The organism is Micromonospora sp. WMMA2032 (genome assembly GCF_002688545.1).
Lineage (GTDB): Bacteria > Actinomycetota > Actinomycetes > Mycobacteriales > Micromonosporaceae > Micromonospora > Micromonospora sediminicola.
In genome coordinates, this window is sequence record NZ_CP024052.1 from 2,491,713 (window position 1) to 2,511,203 (window position 19,491).

General features: G+C 75.2%; 19 protein-coding genes. 9 read left to right on the forward strand and 10 right to left on the reverse strand.

The features are described 5' to 3' along the window. Positions 1-44: 44 nt before the first annotated feature. The gene (locus CO540_RS10940) at positions 45-257 is read right to left on the reverse strand and encodes a hypothetical protein (RefSeq protein WP_091579363.1); all 213 of its coding nucleotides are present in this window, start codon (positions 255-257) and stop codon (positions 45-47) included. Positions 258-392: 135 nt separating this feature from the next. Between CO540_RS10940 and CO540_RS10945 the strand changes: the two genes are divergently transcribed. Then, positions 393-1,505: an ATP-dependent DNA ligase gene (locus tag CO540_RS10945; protein WP_099161950.1), complete on the forward strand. Its 1,113-nt coding sequence runs from the start codon at positions 393-395 to the stop codon at positions 1,503-1,505. A gap of 19 nt (positions 1,506-1,524) precedes the next feature. After that, a complete protein-coding gene (locus tag CO540_RS10950; RefSeq protein WP_172967826.1) occupies positions 1,525-3,129 on the forward strand; it encodes an alpha/beta hydrolase in 1,605 nt (534 codons plus the stop codon). 15 nt (positions 3,130-3,144) lie between these two features. Here the strand turns inward: CO540_RS10950 and CO540_RS10955 are convergent, their stop codons facing one another. Continuing rightward, positions 3,145-4,413 carry a YncE family protein gene (locus CO540_RS10955; RefSeq protein ID WP_099161952.1) on the reverse strand — a complete coding sequence of 423 codons (1,269 nt, stop codon included), beginning with the start codon at positions 4,411-4,413 and terminating at the stop codon, positions 3,145-3,147. Between the two features lie 172 nt (positions 4,414-4,585). Between CO540_RS10955 and CO540_RS10960 the strand changes: the two genes are divergently transcribed. After that, on the forward strand, positions 4,586-5,734 hold the full coding sequence (locus tag CO540_RS10960) for a CdaR family transcriptional regulator (RefSeq protein ID WP_099161953.1): 1,149 nt from the start codon (positions 4,586-4,588) through the stop codon (positions 5,732-5,734). A gap of 7 nt (positions 5,735-5,741) precedes the next feature. On the opposite strand, the gene CO540_RS10965 is transcribed toward CO540_RS10960, so the two are convergent. Next, the gene (locus tag CO540_RS10965; protein ID WP_099161954.1) at positions 5,742-6,218 is read right to left on the reverse strand and encodes a potassium channel family protein; all 477 of its coding nucleotides are present in this window, start codon (positions 6,216-6,218) and stop codon (positions 5,742-5,744) included. 71 nt (positions 6,219-6,289) lie between these two features. On the opposite strand from CO540_RS10965, the gene CO540_RS10970 reads away from it, so the two are divergent. Beyond that, positions 6,290-6,742 carry a GNAT family N-acetyltransferase gene (locus CO540_RS10970; protein WP_099161955.1) on the forward strand — a complete coding sequence of 151 codons (453 nt, stop codon included), beginning with the start codon at positions 6,290-6,292 and terminating at the stop codon, positions 6,740-6,742. A gap of 18 nt (positions 6,743-6,760) precedes the next feature. Here the strand turns inward: CO540_RS10970 and CO540_RS10975 are convergent, their stop codons facing one another. The 6 genes from CO540_RS10975 to ligD form a co-directional block, all read right to left on the reverse strand. Beyond that, the gene (locus tag CO540_RS10975; protein ID WP_099161956.1) at positions 6,761-7,474 is read right to left on the reverse strand and encodes an ABC transporter ATP-binding protein; all 714 of its coding nucleotides are present in this window, start codon (positions 7,472-7,474) and stop codon (positions 6,761-6,763) included. Beyond that, entirely contained in the window at positions 7,474-8,466 is a 993-nt protein-coding gene (locus tag CO540_RS10980; RefSeq protein WP_091579393.1) for an ABC transporter ATP-binding protein, read from the reverse strand. The genes CO540_RS10975 and CO540_RS10980 overlap by 1 nt, the downstream gene beginning before the upstream one ends. Beyond that, positions 8,466-11,180 (reverse strand): FtsX-like permease family protein, encoded by a 2,715-nt coding sequence (locus CO540_RS10985; RefSeq protein WP_099161957.1) that lies wholly within the window; start codon positions 11,178-11,180, stop codon positions 8,466-8,468. Before CO540_RS10985 ends, CO540_RS10980 begins: the two co-directional genes overlap by 1 nt. 40 nt (positions 11,181-11,220) lie before the next feature. After that, positions 11,221-14,382, reverse strand: coding sequence for an ABC transporter permease (locus tag CO540_RS10990; protein ID WP_099161958.1), 3,162 nt, complete (start codon positions 14,380-14,382; stop codon positions 11,221-11,223). A gap of 134 nt (positions 14,383-14,516) precedes the next feature. Then, complete coding sequence (locus tag CO540_RS10995) at positions 14,517-15,266, reverse strand: hypothetical protein (protein WP_157779105.1); 750 nt, start codon at positions 15,264-15,266, stop codon at positions 14,517-14,519. A 27-nt stretch (positions 15,267-15,293) separates the two neighbouring features. Further along, positions 15,294-16,319, reverse strand: coding sequence for a non-homologous end-joining DNA ligase (ligD, locus tag CO540_RS11000; RefSeq protein ID WP_099161960.1), 1,026 nt, complete (start codon positions 16,317-16,319; stop codon positions 15,294-15,296). 47 nt (positions 16,320-16,366) lie between these two features. Here ligD and msrB point away from each other — a divergent pair, with 47 nt between their 5' ends. Then, positions 16,367-16,777, forward strand: a complete 411-nt coding sequence (gene msrB / locus CO540_RS11005) for a peptide-methionine (R)-S-oxide reductase MsrB (protein ID WP_091579416.1) — start codon at positions 16,367-16,369, stop codon at positions 16,775-16,777. 6 nt (positions 16,778-16,783) lie between these two features. Here msrB and CO540_RS11010 read toward each other — a convergent pair whose 3' ends face one another. Further along, positions 16,784-17,059 (reverse strand): isoamylase early set domain-containing protein, encoded by a 276-nt coding sequence (locus CO540_RS11010; protein ID WP_091579420.1) that lies wholly within the window; start codon positions 17,057-17,059, stop codon positions 16,784-16,786. A 153-nt stretch (positions 17,060-17,212) separates the two neighbouring features. On the opposite strand from CO540_RS11010, the gene CO540_RS11015 reads away from it, so the two are divergent. From CO540_RS11015 to CO540_RS11030, 4 genes are read left to right on the forward strand one after another with little or no spacing between them, the layout of a single operon-like run. Further along, a complete protein-coding gene (locus CO540_RS11015; RefSeq protein ID WP_091579424.1) occupies positions 17,213-17,473 on the forward strand; it encodes a Prokaryotic metallothionein in 261 nt (86 codons plus the stop codon). A 58-nt stretch (positions 17,474-17,531) separates the two neighbouring features. Next, on the forward strand, positions 17,532-18,110 hold the full coding sequence (locus CO540_RS11020) for a redoxin domain-containing protein (protein WP_099161961.1): 579 nt from the start codon (positions 17,532-17,534) through the stop codon (positions 18,108-18,110). Between the two features lies 1 nt (position 18,111). Further along, positions 18,112-19,035: a cytochrome c biogenesis CcdA family protein gene (locus CO540_RS11025; RefSeq protein ID WP_099161962.1), complete on the forward strand. Its 924-nt coding sequence runs from the start codon at positions 18,112-18,114 to the stop codon at positions 19,033-19,035. A 9-nt stretch (positions 19,036-19,044) separates the two neighbouring features. Then, entirely contained in the window at positions 19,045-19,491 is a 447-nt protein-coding gene (locus CO540_RS11030; RefSeq protein WP_099161963.1) for a GNAT family N-acetyltransferase, read from the forward strand.

A 19,491-nucleotide genomic window follows, 5' to 3' on the forward strand; every position in this document is an offset into this window, starting at 1 on the left:
CCGAGGCCGGGAGCGCGCGGCGACAGCCCGGGGCGGTGGGCGGGTCAGGCGGCCTCGTGGAGGTCGGCCAGGCCGACCGGGGCGTACCGGCGGAGCAGCCGTTCCAGCTCGGCCACCGAGCCGACCTCGCCGACGACGTTCGCGCCGCCGCCGTGCTCCGGCGGGTAGCGGTGCGCCAGCCGGTAGCGGTAGCGCCCGCGCACCAGCTCGACGCTGACCCGCCAGCGCCCGCAGCATCCGCAACTCCACTCCGGCACGCCGCGACGGTAGCTCTGACCTGCGGTTTCATCATCCGGTCGGCGGGGACGAAAGGGGCCGGGGCGGGACACGCCGCCCGGCCCGGGCGGTGATCTGGCTCACCAGCGTCGGTGGGGTCTGGTTGACTGGTCGCCGTGGACCTGCCGATCAACCCGCCGGTCGAGCCGATGCTGGCCAAGAGCGTGGCCGAGCTGCCCACCGATCCCGGTCTGACGTACGAGCCGAAGTGGGACGGCTTCCGCTGCATCATCTTCCGCGACGGCGACGAGGTCGAGCTGGCCAGCCGGGGCGGGAAGTCGATGACCCGCTACTTCCCCGAGGTGGTCGAGCAGGCGCTCCGTCAGCTCCCGCCCCGGTGCGCGGTCGACGGCGAGCTGATCGTGATCCGCCGGGACGGCCCCGGCGGGCAGCCACGGCTCGACTTCGAGCTGCTGGCCCAACGGATCCATCCCGCCGCCTCCCGGGTGAAGCTGCTCGCCGAGACCACCCCGGCCGACTTCGTCGCGTTCGACCTGCTCGCCCTGGACGACGAGCTGCTCACCGACCGGCCCTACCCGCAGCGCCGGGAGCGGTTGGAGCGGGCCCTGGCCGGGGTCCGCCCGCCGGTGCACGTGACGCAGGTGACCACCGACCCGGAGACCGCCCGGCGCTGGTTCGAGGTGTTCGAGGGCGCGGGGCTGGACGGTCTCATCGTCAAACCGGCCGACCTGCCCTACGAGCCGGGCAAGCGGTTGATGGCCAAGGTCAAGCACGCGCGCACCATGGACGCGGTGGTGGCCGGCTTCCGCTGGCACAAGTCCGGTCCGGTGGTGGGCTCGCTGCTGCTCGGCCTCCACGACGACGACGGGGTGCTGCACCACATCGGCGTCAGCTCCTCGTTCACCATGGCCCGGCGCCAGGAGCTGCTCGACGAGTTGGAGCCCTACCGCGAGGTGGGCGGCGGCCACCCGTGGGTGCACGGCGACCACGAGCGGGGGCAACGCATCCCGGGCGGGGTGAGCCGGTGGACCGGCGGCAAGAACCTGGAGTGGGAGCCGTTGCGACCCGAGCTGGTGGTGGAGGTGGCCTACGACGCGATGGAGGGCGACCGGCTGCGGCACACCGCGCGGTTCCTGCGCTGGCGGCCCGACCGCGACCCGCGCTCCTGCGGCTACGGCCAGCTCGACCGGCCGATCCGCTACGACGTCGACGAGGTGCTGCGCGGGAATCCGGCGGCGACGGTGAGCGACGCCCACGGCCGGGCGTAGCCTGGCGGTCGACACGATCATGGAAGGCGCCCACGTGACAGGCTTCCCCGACCGGACCCGCCGGTTCCGGCCCACAGTGGCCGCGTTCGTGGCCGCGGTGGTCCTCACCGCCGGCTGCACGCTGCCGGCGTTCGCCCCGCGCGCCGAGAGCGAGGGCGAGGCGGCCCCGCCGGGCAGCGCGCCCACCTGGCGGTCCTGCCCGGAGGTGCCCGACGAGCTGGTCGGTCGGGGCGCGGCCGACATGCGTTACGAGTGCGCCCGGATCGCCGTGCCCCGCAACTGGGGCACCGGCGCGACCACCGGCGCCACCGCCGGGCCGGGCACCGGCGAGACGTTCGAGATCGCGCTGATCCGGATCCGCTCCACCAAGCAGCGCGACCGGATCGGGTCGCTGGTGGTGAATCCGGGCGGCCCCGGCGCGTCCGGCGTCGACACGGCGGTCTATCTCTCCTTCGGCCCGGCGTTCGGCGGTCTGCCGGCGGCGGTCACCGACCGGTTCGACATCGTCGGCTTCGACCCGCGCGGGGTGGCCCGGTCCAGCCCGGTGAAGTGCATCCCCGACGCCGACCTGGACGCCAGCTTCGGCTACGACCCCGATCCGGAGAGCCAGGCGTCCTTCGACGGCTTCGTCGACCTCAACCGGCGCATCGGTCAGCGGTGCGGCGCCAAGTACGGCGACCAGCTCCGGCTCTACGGCACCGAGCAGGCCGCGCGGGACATGGACGCGGTGCGCGCGGCGGTCGGCGACGACAAGCTCACCTACCTCGGCTACTCCTACGGCACCCTGCTCGGCGCCACCTACGCCCAGCTCTACCCGCAGCGGGTGCGGGCCCTGGTGCTCGACGGCGCGGTCGACCCCCGGCAGAAGCTGATCGCCGGGTCGGAGAGCCAGGCGAAGGGCTTCGAGCGGGCGTTCGACAACTTCTCCCGGTGGTGCGCGGCGAACGCCGGCCGCTGCCCGATCGCGCCGGACGCCCGCGGCGCGGTCACCGCCGCGATCGACAAGGCCACCACCTCCCCGGTACGCGGCCAGGGCGGCCGGGAGGCCACCGCCGGCTGGGTGTTCTACGCGGTGATCTCCTCCCTCTACACCGAGCAGGGCTGGCAGGAGCTGGCCCGGGCGATCGACGACCTGCAGGGCGGCGACCCGGACGGGGTGTTCAAGCTGGCCGACGCGTACGCGGGTCGCGAGGACGACGGCCACTACTCCAACCTGTTCGACGCCAACATGGCGGTCAACTGCGCGGACGAGACCGAGAAGCCGACCCGGGAGCAGGTGCGGTCGTTGCAGTCGCAGTGGCGCCAGAAATACCCGCTGTTCGGTCCGGCGCTGGCCGTGGGGATGCTCGGCTGTGTGGAGTGGCCCGGCGGGCGCGACCCCTACCCGACCGGGCGGGCGACCGGCGCGCCGCCGATCCTGGTGGTCGGCACCACCGGCGACCCGGCCACGCCCTACGAGCAGACCGCCGCGCTGGCCTCGATGCTGGGCGTCGGTCGGGTGCTCACCTGGGAGGGCGAGGGGCACACCGCCTACCCGCAGACCTCGTGCGTGACCGCGGCCGTCGACGCGTACCTGATCTCGCTCACCGTCCCCCGGGAGGGGCTGCGCTGCCCCGCCCGGTGACGGCGTGGCGGCCGGTCAGCCGGCCGCCGGCGGGGTCCAGCCCTCCGGCAGGTGCCCGATGCGGACCCGCTGCGGGTGGTCGCCGACCGGGACGCTGGCCACCTTCTGCCCGGTGGCGAAGGTGATCGCGGTGACCCGGTCCGCGCCGGACTCGGAGATCACGCAGTCCCGGCCGTCGCCGCTGACCGTGGCCCAGTACGGCTTGCTGGCCGGCACCAGCGGGCCCTCCCGCAGCGTGGCCCGGTCCACCACCGTCGCGTAGTCGTCCATGGTGCCGGCGACGCAGAGCCGCGTGCCGTCGGGGCTGACCGACAGGCCGTGGTGCCGCGAGTCGTTCACCCAGGTGGTGCGGTCGTCGCTGGTCGCCGGGTTCTTCGGCAGCGTGGTGACCCGGGTGATCCGGTCGGTGGCCACGTCGTACTCGACCAGGCCGTTGAAGAACGAGACCTGGAAGTAGAGCGTGCCGCCGTCCGGGGTGAACACCGCCGGGCGGACCGCGTCGGAGAGGTCCCGGCGGCCCGCGGCGTCCAGCCGGTCACGCATGTCGATCACCTTGACCACCTGGTACGTGGTGGCGTCGGCGACGGTGATCCGCCGGTCACCCTTGGTCCAGTCGAGCCAGGGCGCGTCCAGGTCGGTGTTGACCTCGCCGATGGACATGTTCCACAGCCGCCCGTCGCGGGTGAAGACGTTCTCGTGCGGCTTGTCGCCGGTGCCGAACGAGCCGAGCTGCGCCCCGGTGCGGATGTCCAGCACGTGCACGGTGTTCGAGGTGGAGGCGGAGACCGCGACCCGGGTGCCGTCGGGCGAGACGGCCATGTGGTCGGCGCGGTAGCCGGAGACCGGGAACCGCCAGCGGATCGCGCCGGTGGCCAGGTCGATCGAGACCACGTCGGCGAAGCTGGGCCGGGACACCACCAGGGCGGTGCCGTCCGGGGTGGTGTACATGTCGTCGACGAACTGGTCGTGTCCCTCCCCCGGTCCCTGCCGGATGCCGAGGAAGAACGCCAGCCGGATCGGGTTGAGGTAGATCTCGCGCAGCCGCGCGGCCCGGTCCGGGATCACGTTGATCCGGCCGAGCCTGGCGTAGTCGCCCCGGGAGCGGATGACGTCGGCGGTGCCGTCCCAGTTGTTGCCGACGAACATCACCTCCTGGAGCGCGGCGGCAGCGGCGGGCGTGGGTGCCGCCACCAGCGGGCTGGGCGCGGCGAGGGCGAGGGCGGCCAGCGCGGCGAGGACGGCGCGGCGGCGGGATCGGGACGGGCGGGGTGGCACGGGGGTCATGGACGCCTCCTGGCAGCCGGTGCGACATCGACGTTTCTCAACGGCTCGATCGGTGTTACCTTTCGGTAACAACCAGGAGAGCAACCGGACGGCCGGCCCGGCTAGGCACCGGACGCCAACGCCCGACCGGCCCGGTTGTGCCGCGACGACAACGGGAGGACGGCGGGCGCCGATGACCCGGACCGGAAGCGCCCCCGCGTTCGGCGCGCTGCTGCGCCACCTGGCCGCCGACGCCGCCGCCGTGGACGAGGTGGCCCGGGCCGCCCGGGCGAACTCCCCGGAGGTGGACCGCCTCCCGGCCGCCGAGGTCCGCCGGCAGGTCGTGCTGCTGTTGAGCAGCGGGTTGGGCGCGTTGGAGCGCCGCGAGGACCCCGCCGGCCGGGACTTCACCGAGGCCCGCCGGCTCGGCGCCGACCGGGCGGCGCAGGGCGTCTCCGTCGCCGGCCTGCTGCGCGGCGTGCAGGCCGGGCGGGACCGGGCGGTGGAGCTGGTGGTCCGGCACGGCCGCGACGCCGGCATCCCCGACGAGGTGCTCGTCGAGGGACTGCTCACCATCGGCCGGTACGCCGCCGCGGTGGAGCGGGCCGTGGTCGACGGGCACCGGGAGGCCGAACGGGAGCTGGTCCGCGGCGGCCCGGCCGCCCGGGCGCACCTGCTGCGCCGGTTGCTGATCGACGGACCCGACGACACGCCGGCGGCGGAGCTGGCCCGGTTCGGGCTACGACCGGACGGGCGCTACCACTGCCTCGTCGCCGCCGCGCCGGATCCGGTCCGCGCGCACGCGTTGCACCGGCAGCTCGCCCGGCACGGCGGTCTGCTCGGCGCCGTCGAGGACCGGCTGGCCGGCCTGCTCCCCCGGCTGCCCGGCGCCGCGCCGGCCGACCTGCTCGCGCTGGTGACGCCGGCGCAGCCGCTGGCCCGCGCCCCGGCGATGTACGCGCTCTGCCTGGCGGCGCTGCGTACCGCCACGCACCGGCGGCTGCGCGGGCTGCGCCAGGTGACCGACCTGGCCGGGGAGACAGCGCTGGCCGCCCAGCCGGCCCTGGCCGAGCTGCTGCGGGCGACGCTGCTCGGCCCGCTCGACCCGGCCGACGAGTTCCACCGGGAGCTGGCCACCACCGCGCTCGCCTGGCTGGATCACGGCCAGCGACTGGACCAGACCGCCGCCGCGCTGCACGTGCACCCGAACACGGTGCGCTACCGGTTGCGCCGGCTCCGGGAGGTGACCGGCGGCCCGCCGGTCGAGGAGGGGGCGCGGTGCACGGTGCCGCAGACCGTGCACTGGTGGTGGGCGCTGCGCAGCTGGCTGGACGGGTGCTGAGGCCGCCTCACCGGCGGCGGCGCCGGCGGCGGTCGCCGGGCGCGACCTCGGGCACCGGACGGGGCGGCTCGGGCAGCACGACGCCCTGCCGGGCGGCCATCTCCTCGACCAGGACCCGCAGCCGCCGCACGTCCGCCTTCAGCTCCTCCTGCTCGGCGTGCTCGAACGCGTCGTCGTCGACGATCAGCCGGCTGGCGAAGTGCGCGGTGATCAGCGGGATCACCAGCAGCACCATGGTGGAGATGAGCAGCGCGGCCAGGACCCGGCCGCCGAACGTGGTCGGGGAGATGTCGCCGTACCCGACGGTCGACGCGGTCACCACCGCCCACCAGACCGAGTCCGGGGCGCTCTTGTGCTCGAAGTGGCTGTAGAGCACGCCCGCCACCACGATCATCAACAGGTACGACGTGATCAGCGTGCGCGGCGAGTTGGCGAACCAGACCAGGCCCCGGTAGATCCAGCGGAACGGCAGCAGGAGGTCCATGGCGTCATGCTGCCCGGTGCCGGCAAGCGCCGCATTCCCATCGCCCGGTGTCGCTGTGCCAGGCTGCCGGGGTGACCGATGTGATCTTCCGGGAGGCCACCCGGGCCGACCTGCCGGCCGTGCTCGCCCTGCTCGCCGACGACGTGCTGGGCCGCGACCGCGACCTGCCCGAGGTGGACGCCGCCTACGAGAGGGCCTTCGCCGACCTCGACGCCGACCCCCGTAACCACCTGGTCGTCGCCGAGGTCGACGGCGAGCCGGCCGGCTGTTTCCAGCTCACGTACATCCCCGGGCTGGGCCGGCACGGCGCGGAACGGTGCCTGATCGAGTCCGTGCGGGTCCGCTCCGACCTGCGCGGCCGGGGGCTGGGCCGGGCCATGATGCGCTGGGCGATCGACCAGGCTCGGGCGCGCGGCTGCGCGTTGGTGCAGCTCACCACCGACAAGCGGCGCGCCGACGCGCACCGGTTCTATCGCGGCCTCGGCTTCGTCGCCAGCCACGAGGGCATGAAGCTGGCGCTCTGACCCGCCCGGCCGGACGGATCAGTCGACCACCAGCCGGCCGTCGCGCAGCGTGAGGGTCCGGTCGGCCATCTCGATCAGCGCCGGGTCGTGCGTGGCGACCAGCGCGGTCATGCCCCGGGCGTGTACCACGGCCCGGAGCAGGTCCATGATCGAGCGGCCGGTCTCGGAGTCGAGCTGGCCGGTCGGCTCATCGGCGATGAGCAGGTCCGGCTCGTTGGCCAGTGCCCGGGCGACCGCCACCCGCTGCTGCTGCCCGCCGGACAGCTCGTACGGGCGCTGCGCGGCGTGCCCGCCCAGCCCGACCAGCTCCAGCAGCACCGCCACCCGCTGCTCCCGCTCGGCCGCCGGCACCTTGGCCAGCCGCAGCGGCACCCCGACGTTCTCGGCCGCGGACAGGATCGGCACCAGCCCGAACGTCTGGAAGACGAAGCCGACGGTGCCCCGGCGCAGCGCCAGCAGCTCCTTCTCCCCGGCGGCGGTGACCTCGTGCCCGGCCACCTCGATCCGCCCGGCGTCCGGCCGGTCCAGGCCGCCGATCAGGTTCAGCAGCGTGGTCTTGCCGGCCCCGGAGCGGCCGCGCACCGCGACCAGCTCGCCGCGCCCGGCGGTGAACGACACGTCCCGCACGGCGTGCACCGCGTGCTCGCCCCGGCCGAAGGTGCGACTCACCCCCTCGACCCGCACCACGTCCTCGACGCTCGTCGCCGGCAGCACCACGGTCCGCTCGGTCATCACTCACTCTCCTCGGCGTGCGTCCGGTCGCCGGGCCGCACCTCGACGTGGTCGGGCTCCAGGTTGAGCCGGACCCGGTCCCGCAGCGACAGCGCCTCCACGAACGGCGCCGGCAACTGCATCCGGCCGGTCCGGTCGAGCACCGCGTACTCCTCGCTGACCAGCTCGGTGCCGCCGTCGGCGGTGGCCCGCGCGGTCCGGCGTACCTCGGAGGCGGTCCGCCCGTCGCGGATGGCGACGGTCCGGCGGACCTGCCCGGCCACGGCGTGGTCGTGGGTGACCACCACGATGGTCACCCCCAGCTCGGCGTTGATGGTGCGCAGCGCGGCGAACACCTCCGCGCCGGTGGCCTCGTCCAGCTCGCCGGTCGGCTCGTCGGCGAAGAGGATCTCCGGGTCGTTGGCCACCGCCACGGCCACCGCGCACCGCTGCTGCTCGCCGCCGCTCATCTGACCTGGTCGACGGTCCGCGCAGTAGCCGACCCCGACCAGGTCGAGCAGCCGGCGTGCCCGCTCCCGCCGCTCCCGCCGGCCGCCGTGCCGCCCGGCCAGCTTCATCGGCAGTTCCACGTTCTCCACCGCGCTCAGGTACGGCAGCAGGTTGCGGCCGGTCTGCTGCCAGATGAAGCCGACCATCTCCCGCCGGTACGCCAGCCGCTTCTTGTGCGACAGCGCGAGCAGGTCGTAGTCGGCGACCCGGGCGATGCCGGCGGTCGGCGTGTCCAACCCGGACAGGATGTTCAGCAGGGTGGACTTGCCGGAGCCGGAGGCGCCGACGATCGCGACCAGCTCACCCCGGTCGATGACCAGGTCGAGTCCCTGCAGGGCGACGACCTCCACGCCCTCGGTCTTGAAGATGCGGACCAGGCCGTCGCAGACGATGTGCCCGCGCAGGCGGTCCTCTCCGCCGGCTCGCTCGGCCGCCCGGCGGGCGGCCTGCCGCTGGAGCGCGGCCAGGTCCGGCACCGCCGCGGTGCTCGCGGTAGTGGTCATCAGCTCTCCTCTCCGAGCCGGAGCGCCTCGCCGAGGCGCGTCCGACGGTTGTTCAGGGCCTCGACGACGATCGCGAAGCCGAGGGCGACCGCACCGAGCACGACGACGCCGACGACCAGGCGTGGTTCGAACGCCACCTCGACGGGTGCGCCGCCGGTGAAGGCGGACAGGCCGAGCACCGGATTGAGCAGGAGCGGCAGCAGCGCCCCGACCACCGCGCCGGTGACCACCGCCACGCCGACCAACGGACCCAGCTCCACCAGCAGCAGCCCACGCGACTGGCCCCGGGACAGGCCCAGCGTGCGCAGCTGGGACAGCGCCTGCCCCCGGGCGCGGGCGCCGGCCAGCACCACGAACGCGACGGCCAGCAGGCCCAACGCCGTCCCGACGACGGCGCCGGCGGTGAAGCCGAAGCCGAGGACCGCGTTCACCCCGCCCTCGCCGACCTGCCGACGCGCCTGCGTCCAGGTGGTCACCTCGACGTCGAGCGGTTGTTCCCGTCCGACGATCGTCCCGCCCCGCGCGAAGCGGCGCTGCCCCTCGTTGCCGACCCGGCGCAGCTCCGACACGTCGAGCCGGTCGCCGGCCACCAGGAAGCCGGTCGGCGTCACGTCGGTCGTCCGGCGGGGCAGCTGCTGCCACGGCAGGACGACGAACCGGGTCGTCTCGCCGCGCAGCAGCGGGAAGCTGTCCGCCCGCGCGGCCACCCGGAACTCGTACCGCTGCCCCTGCACACCGACGAAGGCGGAGCCGTCGCGGCCGGCGGCGGCCAGATCCGCCGCGACCGCCGGCGACACGACCGCCGGCAGCGGTCCCGCGTCGCCGCTGCCGAGCAGCGCGTCCGGCACCCCGACCGGCACGTCGGCGTCCCGGACCAGGGCGTCCAGCTCCGGCCCGTTCACCAGCAGCACGCTCACCTCACCGACCCGCAGGTCGGTGCCGTCCTCGTCGGTGGCGAGCCGCTGGCCCGCCTCCTGCAGGATCGGGGAGGCCCGCCGTACGCCCGGCAGCCGCGCCAGCTCCGCACCGGTGTCCGGGGCGAGCCGCTCACCCCGGATCAGCCCGTCCGCCGGCACCTGCCGCGCGGCCACCCGGTCCCGGCTCGCCTCCACCCCGGCGGCGACCACACCGCAGAACGCGGCGCTGGCGACCGCCAGCACCACGACCACCAGCGGTGTGGTGACCACGGCGCGGGCGCCGCGCGCGGAGCCGAGGAAGGCGACGCTGCCCCGGGTCCGGGCGGCCAGTCGGCCGAGCAGTCGCAGCGGCCACGGGTACAGCCGGATCGTCAGCACCGCCGCGGCGACCGCGAGCAGCACCGGAACCGACACCAGGAGCGGGTCCACCACGCCGGGTACCAGACCACGCCGGCGCAGCAGCAGCACGCCGATCACGGCGAGCAGCACCAGCCCGGCCTCCATGGTGATCCGTCGTGCCGACGGACGCATCGTCACCAGGTCCCGCCGCTGCGCGACGCCGGTCGGCAGGGCGAGGGTCGCCAGCGGCAGCGCCAGGACGATCAGCAGGGTGGCGGCCACGGCGGCGGCGGGCGCCGACTCCGCGGCCGGGCCGGGCGCGAGGTTCCCGAGCGCGAAGCCGGCGCCGGCTGCCGGCAGCAGCACCAGCAACGACTCGGACAGACTGCGCCGGGCTCCGACGAGGGCGGTGCCGCCGCGCGCCCGCAGCAGGGTGAACTCGGTACGCCGGCGGCGTACGGTCAGCCCGGCCGCCAGGATCACCAGGCCGGCCAGCGCACCCAGCGCGCCGGTGGCGGACACCGCGAGGACCGTACGGACGGACGCCACCTGGTCCTGGAACTGCCGCAGCGGGATGTCGAGTCCCTGGGTGAACGCGCGGCCCTGGGCCTGCCGGCCCATCCGGTCGACGTCGCCGATGAGCCGGTCCGCGTCCACCGCGTGGATCCCGCTCGCGCCCATCCGGTAGCGCCAGGCGAACCGCAGGCCCCACCCGTCGGCGGAGAGCCGGTCCAGCGTCGCCGGGTCGACCACGCCGAGCGCGACGAAGGGCTCCGCGTCGCCGGTCGGCTCGATGACGCGAAGTGCCTGGGGCAGCCCGTCCCAGAACCCCCCGGCGCGGTCGCGGGGCTCGAAGACGCCCACCACCAGCGCCCGGACCGGATCCGGGGCGCCCTCGGGGGTCGCCGACTGGGGCCCGGCGAGGGTGAGTGTGCTGCCGACCCGCAGGTTCAGCTTGCCGGCCACCTCGGCGGCCAGCGCGACCTCCACCGGGTCCTCGGCGGTCGCCGCCGGGTCCGGCCAGCGCCCGCCGGTCAGGCGGCCCGCCTCGGCGACGCCCGGCATGCTCCGCAGGCTCAGATCGACCAGGAGGTTCCGCGCGGCGAGGTCCGGCCCGGTCAGCCGGCCCGGATCGGTCTCCGCGGTGAACCACCGCCGGTCGACCAGCGCCCGCACCGGCGGCGGCATCTCGTCCTGCAGCCGCGGCAGGTCGGCCGCGAACGCCTCCATCAGGGACGTGCCGTTACCCGCGTTGAAGATCGTGTCGGTCGCGTACGTCACGTCGCGGACGGTGGCCGGCTGGCTCCGCAGGAAACTCTGCAGGCCCGCCTCGGTGCGTCCGTTCACCAACCGCGGCACGCCGGCGATCAGCGCCAACGTGACCGCCGCCAGGGCGGCGAGCAGCAGGAACTGTCCGCCGTACGCACGGACCCGGCGGACGACCGCGCCGATGCTCATCGGGCCTCCTCCACGTCGCGGGCCGCCCTGCTCCAACCGGTCACTGGTCTCCCCCGATTCGCAGCTGTGCCGCCGCCACCCGCTGCCGGATGCCGAAGGCGATGAACGCGCTGAAGGCCAGCGCCGCCAGCAGGAGGCCCGCCGCGGTGAGCCCGACCGGCAGCCACGGCAGGACGAAGGCCGCCTCGGGCACCGGCCGGGTGGCCGACGGGGTGAGGATGACCAGCGGGGCCATCGTCACGCCGACACCGGCCCCGAGCAGCAGCCCGACGCCCACCCCGATGCCCGCCAGAAAGGTCTGCTCGGCCAGCAGCGCCCGGGCCAGCAGGCGGGGCGTGGCGCCGAGCGTGTGCAGGACGGCGAACTCGCCCAGGCGACGCCGGGCGGTGGCCCACACGTCCACGAGCAGCCCGACGAGCGCCAGCAGCACCGCGCCCAGCGCCGCGACGAGCAACCCCGTGCGGGCCCCCTGCCAGTACGGATCGGCCGCGGCCCGGTCGGCCGTCTGGCGCCGGTCGAGGACGCTCACGCCGTCCAGTTCCCCGGCCGCCTGCCGGGCGCCGTCGTCGTCGGCGCCGAGCCACCACTCCTGCACCGGCCGCACGGCGCCGCTCTCGCGGATCAGCCAGTCGGTCGCCGCCGGCATGTCCAGCAGCACGCCCTCGCCGGTGGCCGACGGCACGGCGTCCACCTCGCCGGCCACGGTCACCGGCAGCGACACCCCCGACAACGAGAGGGTGACCGTCTCCCCCGGGCGCAGGCTGAGCGCCTCGCGCACCCCGGGGGTCAACAGCGCGGGAACCGGACGGGCCTCACCCGTCGGCACCACGGCGAAGCGTGAGGACTCCTGGTACGCGAACTGCCCGCCGGCCACCAGCACGACGTCGTTCTCGACGGTGAGGCCGGTAGCCGTGGCGTCGACCCTGGTCCTCGGGCCGGCCGCCGCCCCGATCGCCTTCCAGTCGGCGCCCAGGGACAGCGGCCGGGCCGTGCCGGCGGCGTCGACCACGCGCAGGTCGTTCACCCCGAGTCGGTACGCGGTCCCGGCCACGTCCCCGCCGTCGACCTCGAAACCGGCCAGCCGCAGCTCACCGGCGGCGGGGAGCGGGATGCGGAACGGCACCCGTCGACCCGACTCGTCCCCGGTGCCCACCGGCAGCCGCAGGGCGAGTCCGTCCGCGCGGGTCACGAGCAGCCAGACCTGCACCCGCTGGGGGGCGACCGCGTCGCGTACCCAGGTGCGGACGGAGCCGGTGATCGACCGGGCGTCCTCGGGCAGCACGACGCCGGCAGCCGGGCCGCGCGACCGGACCATCCGGTCGAACAACGCCGGCACCGGCTCGGTGACCAGCCGGTCGTCCAGGCGCACCACGCCCGCGGCGCCCGCCGCGTCGAGGCTGACCACCGTGGCGGGCAGGTCCGCCCGGCCGACCCGGATCTCGTCCCGCCACCCGGGAAGGGCCGCCCGCACGCCCGGCAGCGCCGCGACCTCCGCCGGCCGACCGGGCGGAGCGACCCCGCCGCGCTCGGTCAGCCGCAGATCGGCGCCGACCACGTGGTCGGCCTGGTCGACCTGGGAACGCTCGCCGGTGGCCACCAGCGACCAGGCCAGTGTGCTGCCGCCGACCGCGAGGGCGAGCAGCAGCACCGGACCGGCGTGCGGGCGGCGGCCCGCCTGCCACATGCCCAGGATCGTCGCGGTCCACAGCCGGCGGTCGACGAACCGTTCGGCGAAGCGGGTCGCGGGTGGCAGCAGCCGCAGCGCCACCACGGCGCCGGCCAGGACGCCGAGTGTCGGCGCGGCGACCAGCAGCGGATCCATGCCCAGTCGTCCGGCCGCGCCCGAGATCGGCGAGGAGTACTGCCGCAGCTGGGTCCAGGCGAGCACCGCGAAGCCCACCAGCACCAGATCCAGACTGGCCCGCTGCACGGCGGCGGACCGGGTGGGCCGCGACCGGGCCGCCATGTCCGCGACGTAGGTGCCGGTGCTCCGCAGCGTCGGGGCGACCATCGCGACCAGGCATCCGGCCCCGGTCAGCGCGGCCGCCAGCCAGAGCGCCGTGAGGCCGCCGTCGGCGGACGCGCCGACCCGCTGCAGGGCGGCGTCGGCGACCAACGGGCCGACCACGGCCGCCGGCAGCACGACGAGCGCCGCCTCCCGGGCCGCGAAGCCGGCCAACTGGTGTCGGGCGGCGCCACGGGCCCGGAGCAGGGCGGTCTGGTTGCGCCGGTCGGCGTGCAGGAGCGCGGCCACCAGGATCAAGGCGTACCCGCCGAGCACCACGATCAGCAGGACCGGCGTGGCCAGCGAGGACCGGCCCACCAGGTCGGCGCCGGCCGCCCGCCCGAGCAGCCGGTCCATCGCGGTGACGACCTGGGCGGAGTCGCCGAGCCCGGCCGCCGCCGGCACTCCGGTGACGGCCGCCGGTAGCGCGTCCCGGACGTCCAGCAGCCGGCCCTGTCCGGCCACCGCGGGGAGGTCGGGCCGCACCACCCACCACGCGGACACCAGGCTCGGAAAGGTCCTGGTGAAGTCCGCCGGGTCCAGCACGAACGGGCCGTACGAGGTGTCCGAGGCCGGGGCACTGCCGGCGCCGACACCGGGCGCCAACTGCCAGTAGGCCTCCGTGGCGTCGCGGGGCCGCCAGGTGCCGACGAGCACCACCTCGCCGGCCCGGTCGGTGCTCCGGTCGAGCATCGGCACCCGGTCACCGACGGCCATGCCGAGCGCGCCGGCGACCTTCTCCGGCAGCGTGACCTGGAGCGGGCGGGCGCCGGCCGCCGGCCAGGCCCCGGCGGTCAGCTCGGCGTGCGCCGCGAGGTCGTCGAGGGTGGCCAGGTTGGCGAAGACGAGATCGTCGTCCTGGGGCCTCGGCCCGAGATCGCCGGTGAGTTGCCGCCCCGAGCCGTACCGGGCCCCGTACACGTCGACCCGGGCGCCACCGAAACCGTCGGCGAAGCCGTCACGGACCTTCCGGTCGCGCTCCGCCGCCTCCGCGGCGTCGCGTCCGGCGGGACCGGTCAGCAGCAGGCTGCGCTCCTCCAGCGGGGCGCCGTTGAGCAACGCCTGCTGGCCGGCCTCGACCGCCCTGCGGTTGTACTCGGTGAGACCGGCCACCAGGGCGATCGCGACCAGCGCCGCGGCGATCGCGGCGACCAGCAGCCCCCGCGCCGCCCTGGCCCGCCTCCATACCAGTCTCATCCGACCCCTCCCGTGGCCCCCGACGGGCCGATGACCAGGAAGAGCGGTGAAGGGCCGGAAAAGGTTCGCGCCCGTTACATGATCGTTACCCCTGCCACCTCCGCCCACCCCACCCGTCGTGCGGTCGGGTCCGGTCAGTCGGTGACGAGCGTGGCGATGTCGTCCCCGGCGCGGAGCCGGTCGATCAGGTCGAGCACGGCCCGCGGCCCGCCGTGCGCAATTACCCACCGGTGGACCCGGCAGGCGGCCCGGGCGTACACCTGCTCGTCCGCCCCGGCGGCCCGCAACCAGGCGTCCAGCGTCTCCGGCAGCGGCCCCGGCGAGGCGTCGCGGCAGCGGTCCGGCTCGGTGGGCGGCAACAGGTAGCGCCGGTCGTCGGCGACGAGGACGGCGAGACCCTCGTCGAACCACTGGGGAACGTCGCCGGCGCGGGCGCCGAGCCGTACGTGCAACTCGACGTGCGACAGTTCGTGCGCGGCGATCACCGGGTCGATGCCGCGGGGCGAGAGCATCAGCGCCTGGTCGAGGATGGCGATCCCCCGCTCGCCACCGCCACCGATCCGCTCGTAGCAACCGGGGGTGAAGCAGGCGAGCACCGTCGGGTCGCTCCGGCGCCCCCGGTAGAAGTCGTCGACCCGCCGGGTCGCCGCGTCGTACACGTCGACGAGCCGCTGCCGGTCGGCGTCCGACCGGCCGGGTTCGACATAGAGGCGGTCCCGCACCGGCACCATCCCGTAGCAGCGGGGGCAGGTGGTCGCGGCGACCGAGGGGTAGGCCCGGACCAGCACCGCGCCCGCGACGAGCAGCAGGACGACCACCCCGGCCAGGGCCCAGGGCCAGCGTCGCCGTCGTCGGCCCGGCGCTCCCGTTTTCACGGCTCTCATCGGCGGCCTCCCTCGTCGACGGGCGGCTCAGGGGCGCGGGCGGTCGCGGTCCTTGGAGGGTTGGACCCGTTTCGGCTCGCCGGGCATCTTGGGGTATTCCGGAGGGTAGGGCAGGTCGCCGAGGCCGTCGGCGGCGTCCCGCTCGGCCCACTCCAGCAGCGGGGTGATGTCCCACGGCGCGTCGTCGATGCCGGCGTGCGGGTCGCCCCGCTCGGCGAACCGGGCCGGCACGGTGCCCAGGTGGAAGTCGTCCGGGTCGACCTCGGGCAGCTCGTCCCACTCGACCGGGGTGGAGACGGTGGCGCGGGCGTTGGCCCGCAGCGAGTACGCGCAGGCGATGGTGCGGTCGCGGGCGGTCTGGTTGAAGTCGACGAAGACGCGCCGGCCCCGCTCCTCCTTCCACCAGGCGGTGGTGACCAGCTCGGGCCGGCGTCGTTCCAGCTCGCGGGCCAGCGCGATGGTGGCCCGGCGCACCTCCACGAACGTCCAGCGCGGCTGGATGCGCAGGTAGACGTGCACGCCCCGACCACCGGAGGTCTTCGGCCAGCCGGGCACCCCCAGCTCGTCGAGCAGCCCGCGCAGTTCCCCGGCGGCGGTCACCGCGTCGGCGAAGTCGGTGCCGGGCTGCGGGTCGAGGTCGACGCGCAGCTCGTCCGGCCGGTCGGTGTCGGCGGCGCGCACCGGCCACGGGTGGAACACGACCGTGCCCATCTGCGCTGCCCAGGCGACGTGCGCGAGGTCGGCCGGGCAGAGCTCGTCGGCCTTCCGGCCGCTGGGGAAGCTGATCTCCGCGGTGCGGATCCACGGGGGTACGCCACGCGTGGGCACCCGCTTCTGGAAGAACATCTCCCCCTCGATGCCCTCGGGGAAGCGCTGGAGCGTGGTCGGCCGGTCCCGCAGGGCGCGGCTGATCCCGTCGCCCACCGCCAGGTAGTAGCGGAAGACGTCGGCCTTGGTGAAGCCACGCTGGGGAAAGATCACCCGGTCGGGGCTGCTGAGCCGGACGGTGTGCCCGGCGACCTCGATCTCCTCGACCGCACTCCTGCCCGCCATCCCGCGACCATATGCGATGGCACCGACAGCCGACGTACCGTTGACGGGTGAGTCTTTCCGACAACGAACTGCCCCGCACCGAGGACGAGTGGCGCGTCCGCCTGAGCCCGGAGGAGTTCCGGGTGCTCCGGGAGGCCGGCACCGAGGCGCCCTGGACCGGCGAGTACGTCGACACCAAGACCCCCGGCGTCTACCACTGCCGGGCCTGCGGGCTGGAGCTGTTCCGCAGCCAGGACAAGTTCGACTCGCACTGCGGCTGGCCGAGCTTCGACGACGCCATCCCGGGTGCGGTCAAGGAGATCCCCGACAACACGCTCGGCATGCGGCGCACGGAGATCCGCTGCGCCCGGTGCGACAGTCACCTGGGGCACGTCTTCGAGGGTGAGGGCTTCACCCCGAAGGACACCCGGCACTGCGTCAACTCGATCTCGGTGCGGTTGGAGCCGACCGGCGGCTGACCGCGCTCAGAGCCGCAGCAGGCCGCCGGCCTCGTCCACCTGGTCGGCGGCCTCGTCGTCGAGCCAGACGCCACCGGTGGCGAGGTAGCGGAAGCGGTACTCCCCCGGGCCGAGCCGCACGGTCACGGTCCGGGTGCCGTCGCGGCGCGGCACCAGCTCGTGCCGGCCCGGCTCCCACCCGTTGAAGCAGCCGACCACGCTGACGGTGCCGGCCGGGGCGTCCCGCGGGAGGGAGAAGGTCACCCGGGTCTGGTTGCCGAAGAGCTTGTTGCGCTTGATCACGGATCCTCCGGATTTGCAGCGGTCACCACTGTCAACGCACGACACGCCGGGAGCGACTCGCCGTCGGGCCGGACCAGGTTCGCCCGTTCCGGTTGCCCTGGTGTGTCGATCACGCGACCCTGGGGTGACAGGTCCGTTTTCGGGGGGTTTCGCATGGCTACCTGTGAAGTTTGCGGCAACGACTACTGGATGGCGTTCGAGGTGCGCACGGTCGACGGGTCCCGGCACACGTTCGACTGCTTCGAGTGCGCGGTGCACAAGATGGCGCCGGTGTGCGAGCACTGCCAGATCAAGATCGTCGGGCACGGCGTCGAGGTCTCCGGCCGCTTCTTCTGCTGCGCCCACTGCGCGCGGGCGGTCGAGGGCGACCAGGGCGCCGAGATCCGCGACGCGGTCGGCGCCCGCCCCGCCTAGACGAGCCGTAAGTGAGCAGTAAGGGTCGCCGCCGGTCGGGCCTGGTTAGCATCCGGCCATGCCCGCCACCGGATCGTCGCTGCTGCCACTGACACTGACCGCCGTTCTCGCCCTCGCCGGCTGCGCCGGGGCCGACCGCCCGGCCGCCGAGTCGGCCCCGGCCACCCCGACGTCGGCGCCCACGACACCCGCCGGGACGACCGCCGCGCCCACCGGCTCCGCCGCCGCGCCGGTCCCGGCCGTGCTGGACTTCACGGTACGCACGATCGACGGGAAGCCCTTCGCCGGCAGCGCCCTGGCCGGGAAGCCGGCCGTGCTGTGGTTCTGGGCGGCCTGGTGCGGCCGCTGTCGGGGCGTCGCCGGGGACGTGGCCGCGCTGCGCCGGGACCACGCCGACCGGGTCAACCTCATCGGGGTGGCCGGGCTGGGCAGCGGCGACGAGGCGATGCGACGGTTCGCCGGCGACACCGGCATCGCGGAGTTCCCCAACCTGGCCGACGACGAGGGCGAGGTGTGGCGCCGGTTCGGTGTCCGCAGCCAGGAGTGGTACGTGCTGCTGGACTCCGCTGGCCGGGTGACGCACTCCGGCGCGCTGTCCCAGGCGGAGCTGCGCCGTCGGGTCGCCGGGCTGACCTGACATGCCCGACGCCCCCTACGGCCTGGCCCTGGCCGCCGGCCTGCTCGCCGCGGTGAACCCGTGCGGCTTCGCGCTGCTGCCCGCGTACCTGTCGGTGCTGGTGTCGGGCGAGGGCCCGGCGGCCGCCCGGGGGCCGCTCGCGCCGGTGGGCCGGGCGCTGGCCCTGACCGCCGCGATGACCGTCGGCTTCGTCGCGGTCTTCGGCACGTTCGGCCTGCTCGCCGGCCCGGCCGCGGACGCGGTGGCGCGTCGCCTGCCCTGGGTGTCGGTGCTGATCGGGGTGGCGCTGGTGGCGGCCGGCGTCTGGCTGTTCACGGGCCGACAACTGCCGGCGTTCACCCCGCGTCCGGCGGCCGGTCCCGCGGTACGGGCCCGGTTCGGCTCGATGGCCCTCTTCGGCGCGGCGTACGCGGTCGCGTCGCTCGGGTGCACGATCGGCCCGTTCCTGGCCGTGGTGGTCGCCGGTTTCCGGGCCGGCAGTCCGCTCGCCGGCATGGGCCTCTTCGTGGCGTACGCCCTGGGCATGGGGTTGGCGGTCGGCGCCGCCGCGCTCGCCGTGGCGCTGGCCCGGGAGTCGCTGGTCCGGCGCACCCGCCGCGCCGCGCCGCTGCTCGGCCGGCTCGCCGGCGTGCTGCTCGTGCTCACCGGCGGCTATGTGGCCTGGTACGGCTGGTACGAGGTGCGCCTGTTCGCCGGCGGCGGCGCGGACGACCCGGTGATCGCCGCGGCCGGCCGGGTGCAGGGTTGGGTGAGCGACGGGTTGGCCCGCCTCGGACCGTGGGGGGTGGCCGCCGTGGTCGCCGCCCTGGTGGCGGTGGGCGTGGTCGGCACGGTGGCCCGCCGCGTCGGCGCCGCCCGCTCCGCCGGGGTCGCCGCGCCGGCGCGCCCCGACGTCGAGTCCACCGCCGAGGTGGACGCGACCTAACATCGCGGGATGCCGCCGTCCGTCGACTCACACGTCGCGGCGTTCACCGAACTGGACGCCCGCACCTTCCACGACCTGCTCCGGCTGCGCATCGACGTGTTCGTGGTCGAGCAGTCCTGCCCCTACCCGGAACTCGACGGCCGGGACGTCGAGCCCGGCACCCGCCACCTCTGGCTGACCCGCGACGGCGCCGTGCTGGCGTACCTGCGGATCCTGGCCGACCCCGCCGGCGTGGCCCGGATCGGGCGGGTGGTGGTGGCGCCGGCCGCCCGCGGCGCGGGCCTGGCCGGCGCGCTGATGACCGGGGCGCTGGCCGAGGTGGGCGAGCGGCCGTGCGTGCTGGAGGCGCAGACGCACCTGGTGGCGTTCTACGCCGGGCACGGCTTCGCGGTCGACGGCCCCGGCTACGTGGAGGACGGCATCCCGCACACCCCGATGCGCCGGAATCCCAACTAA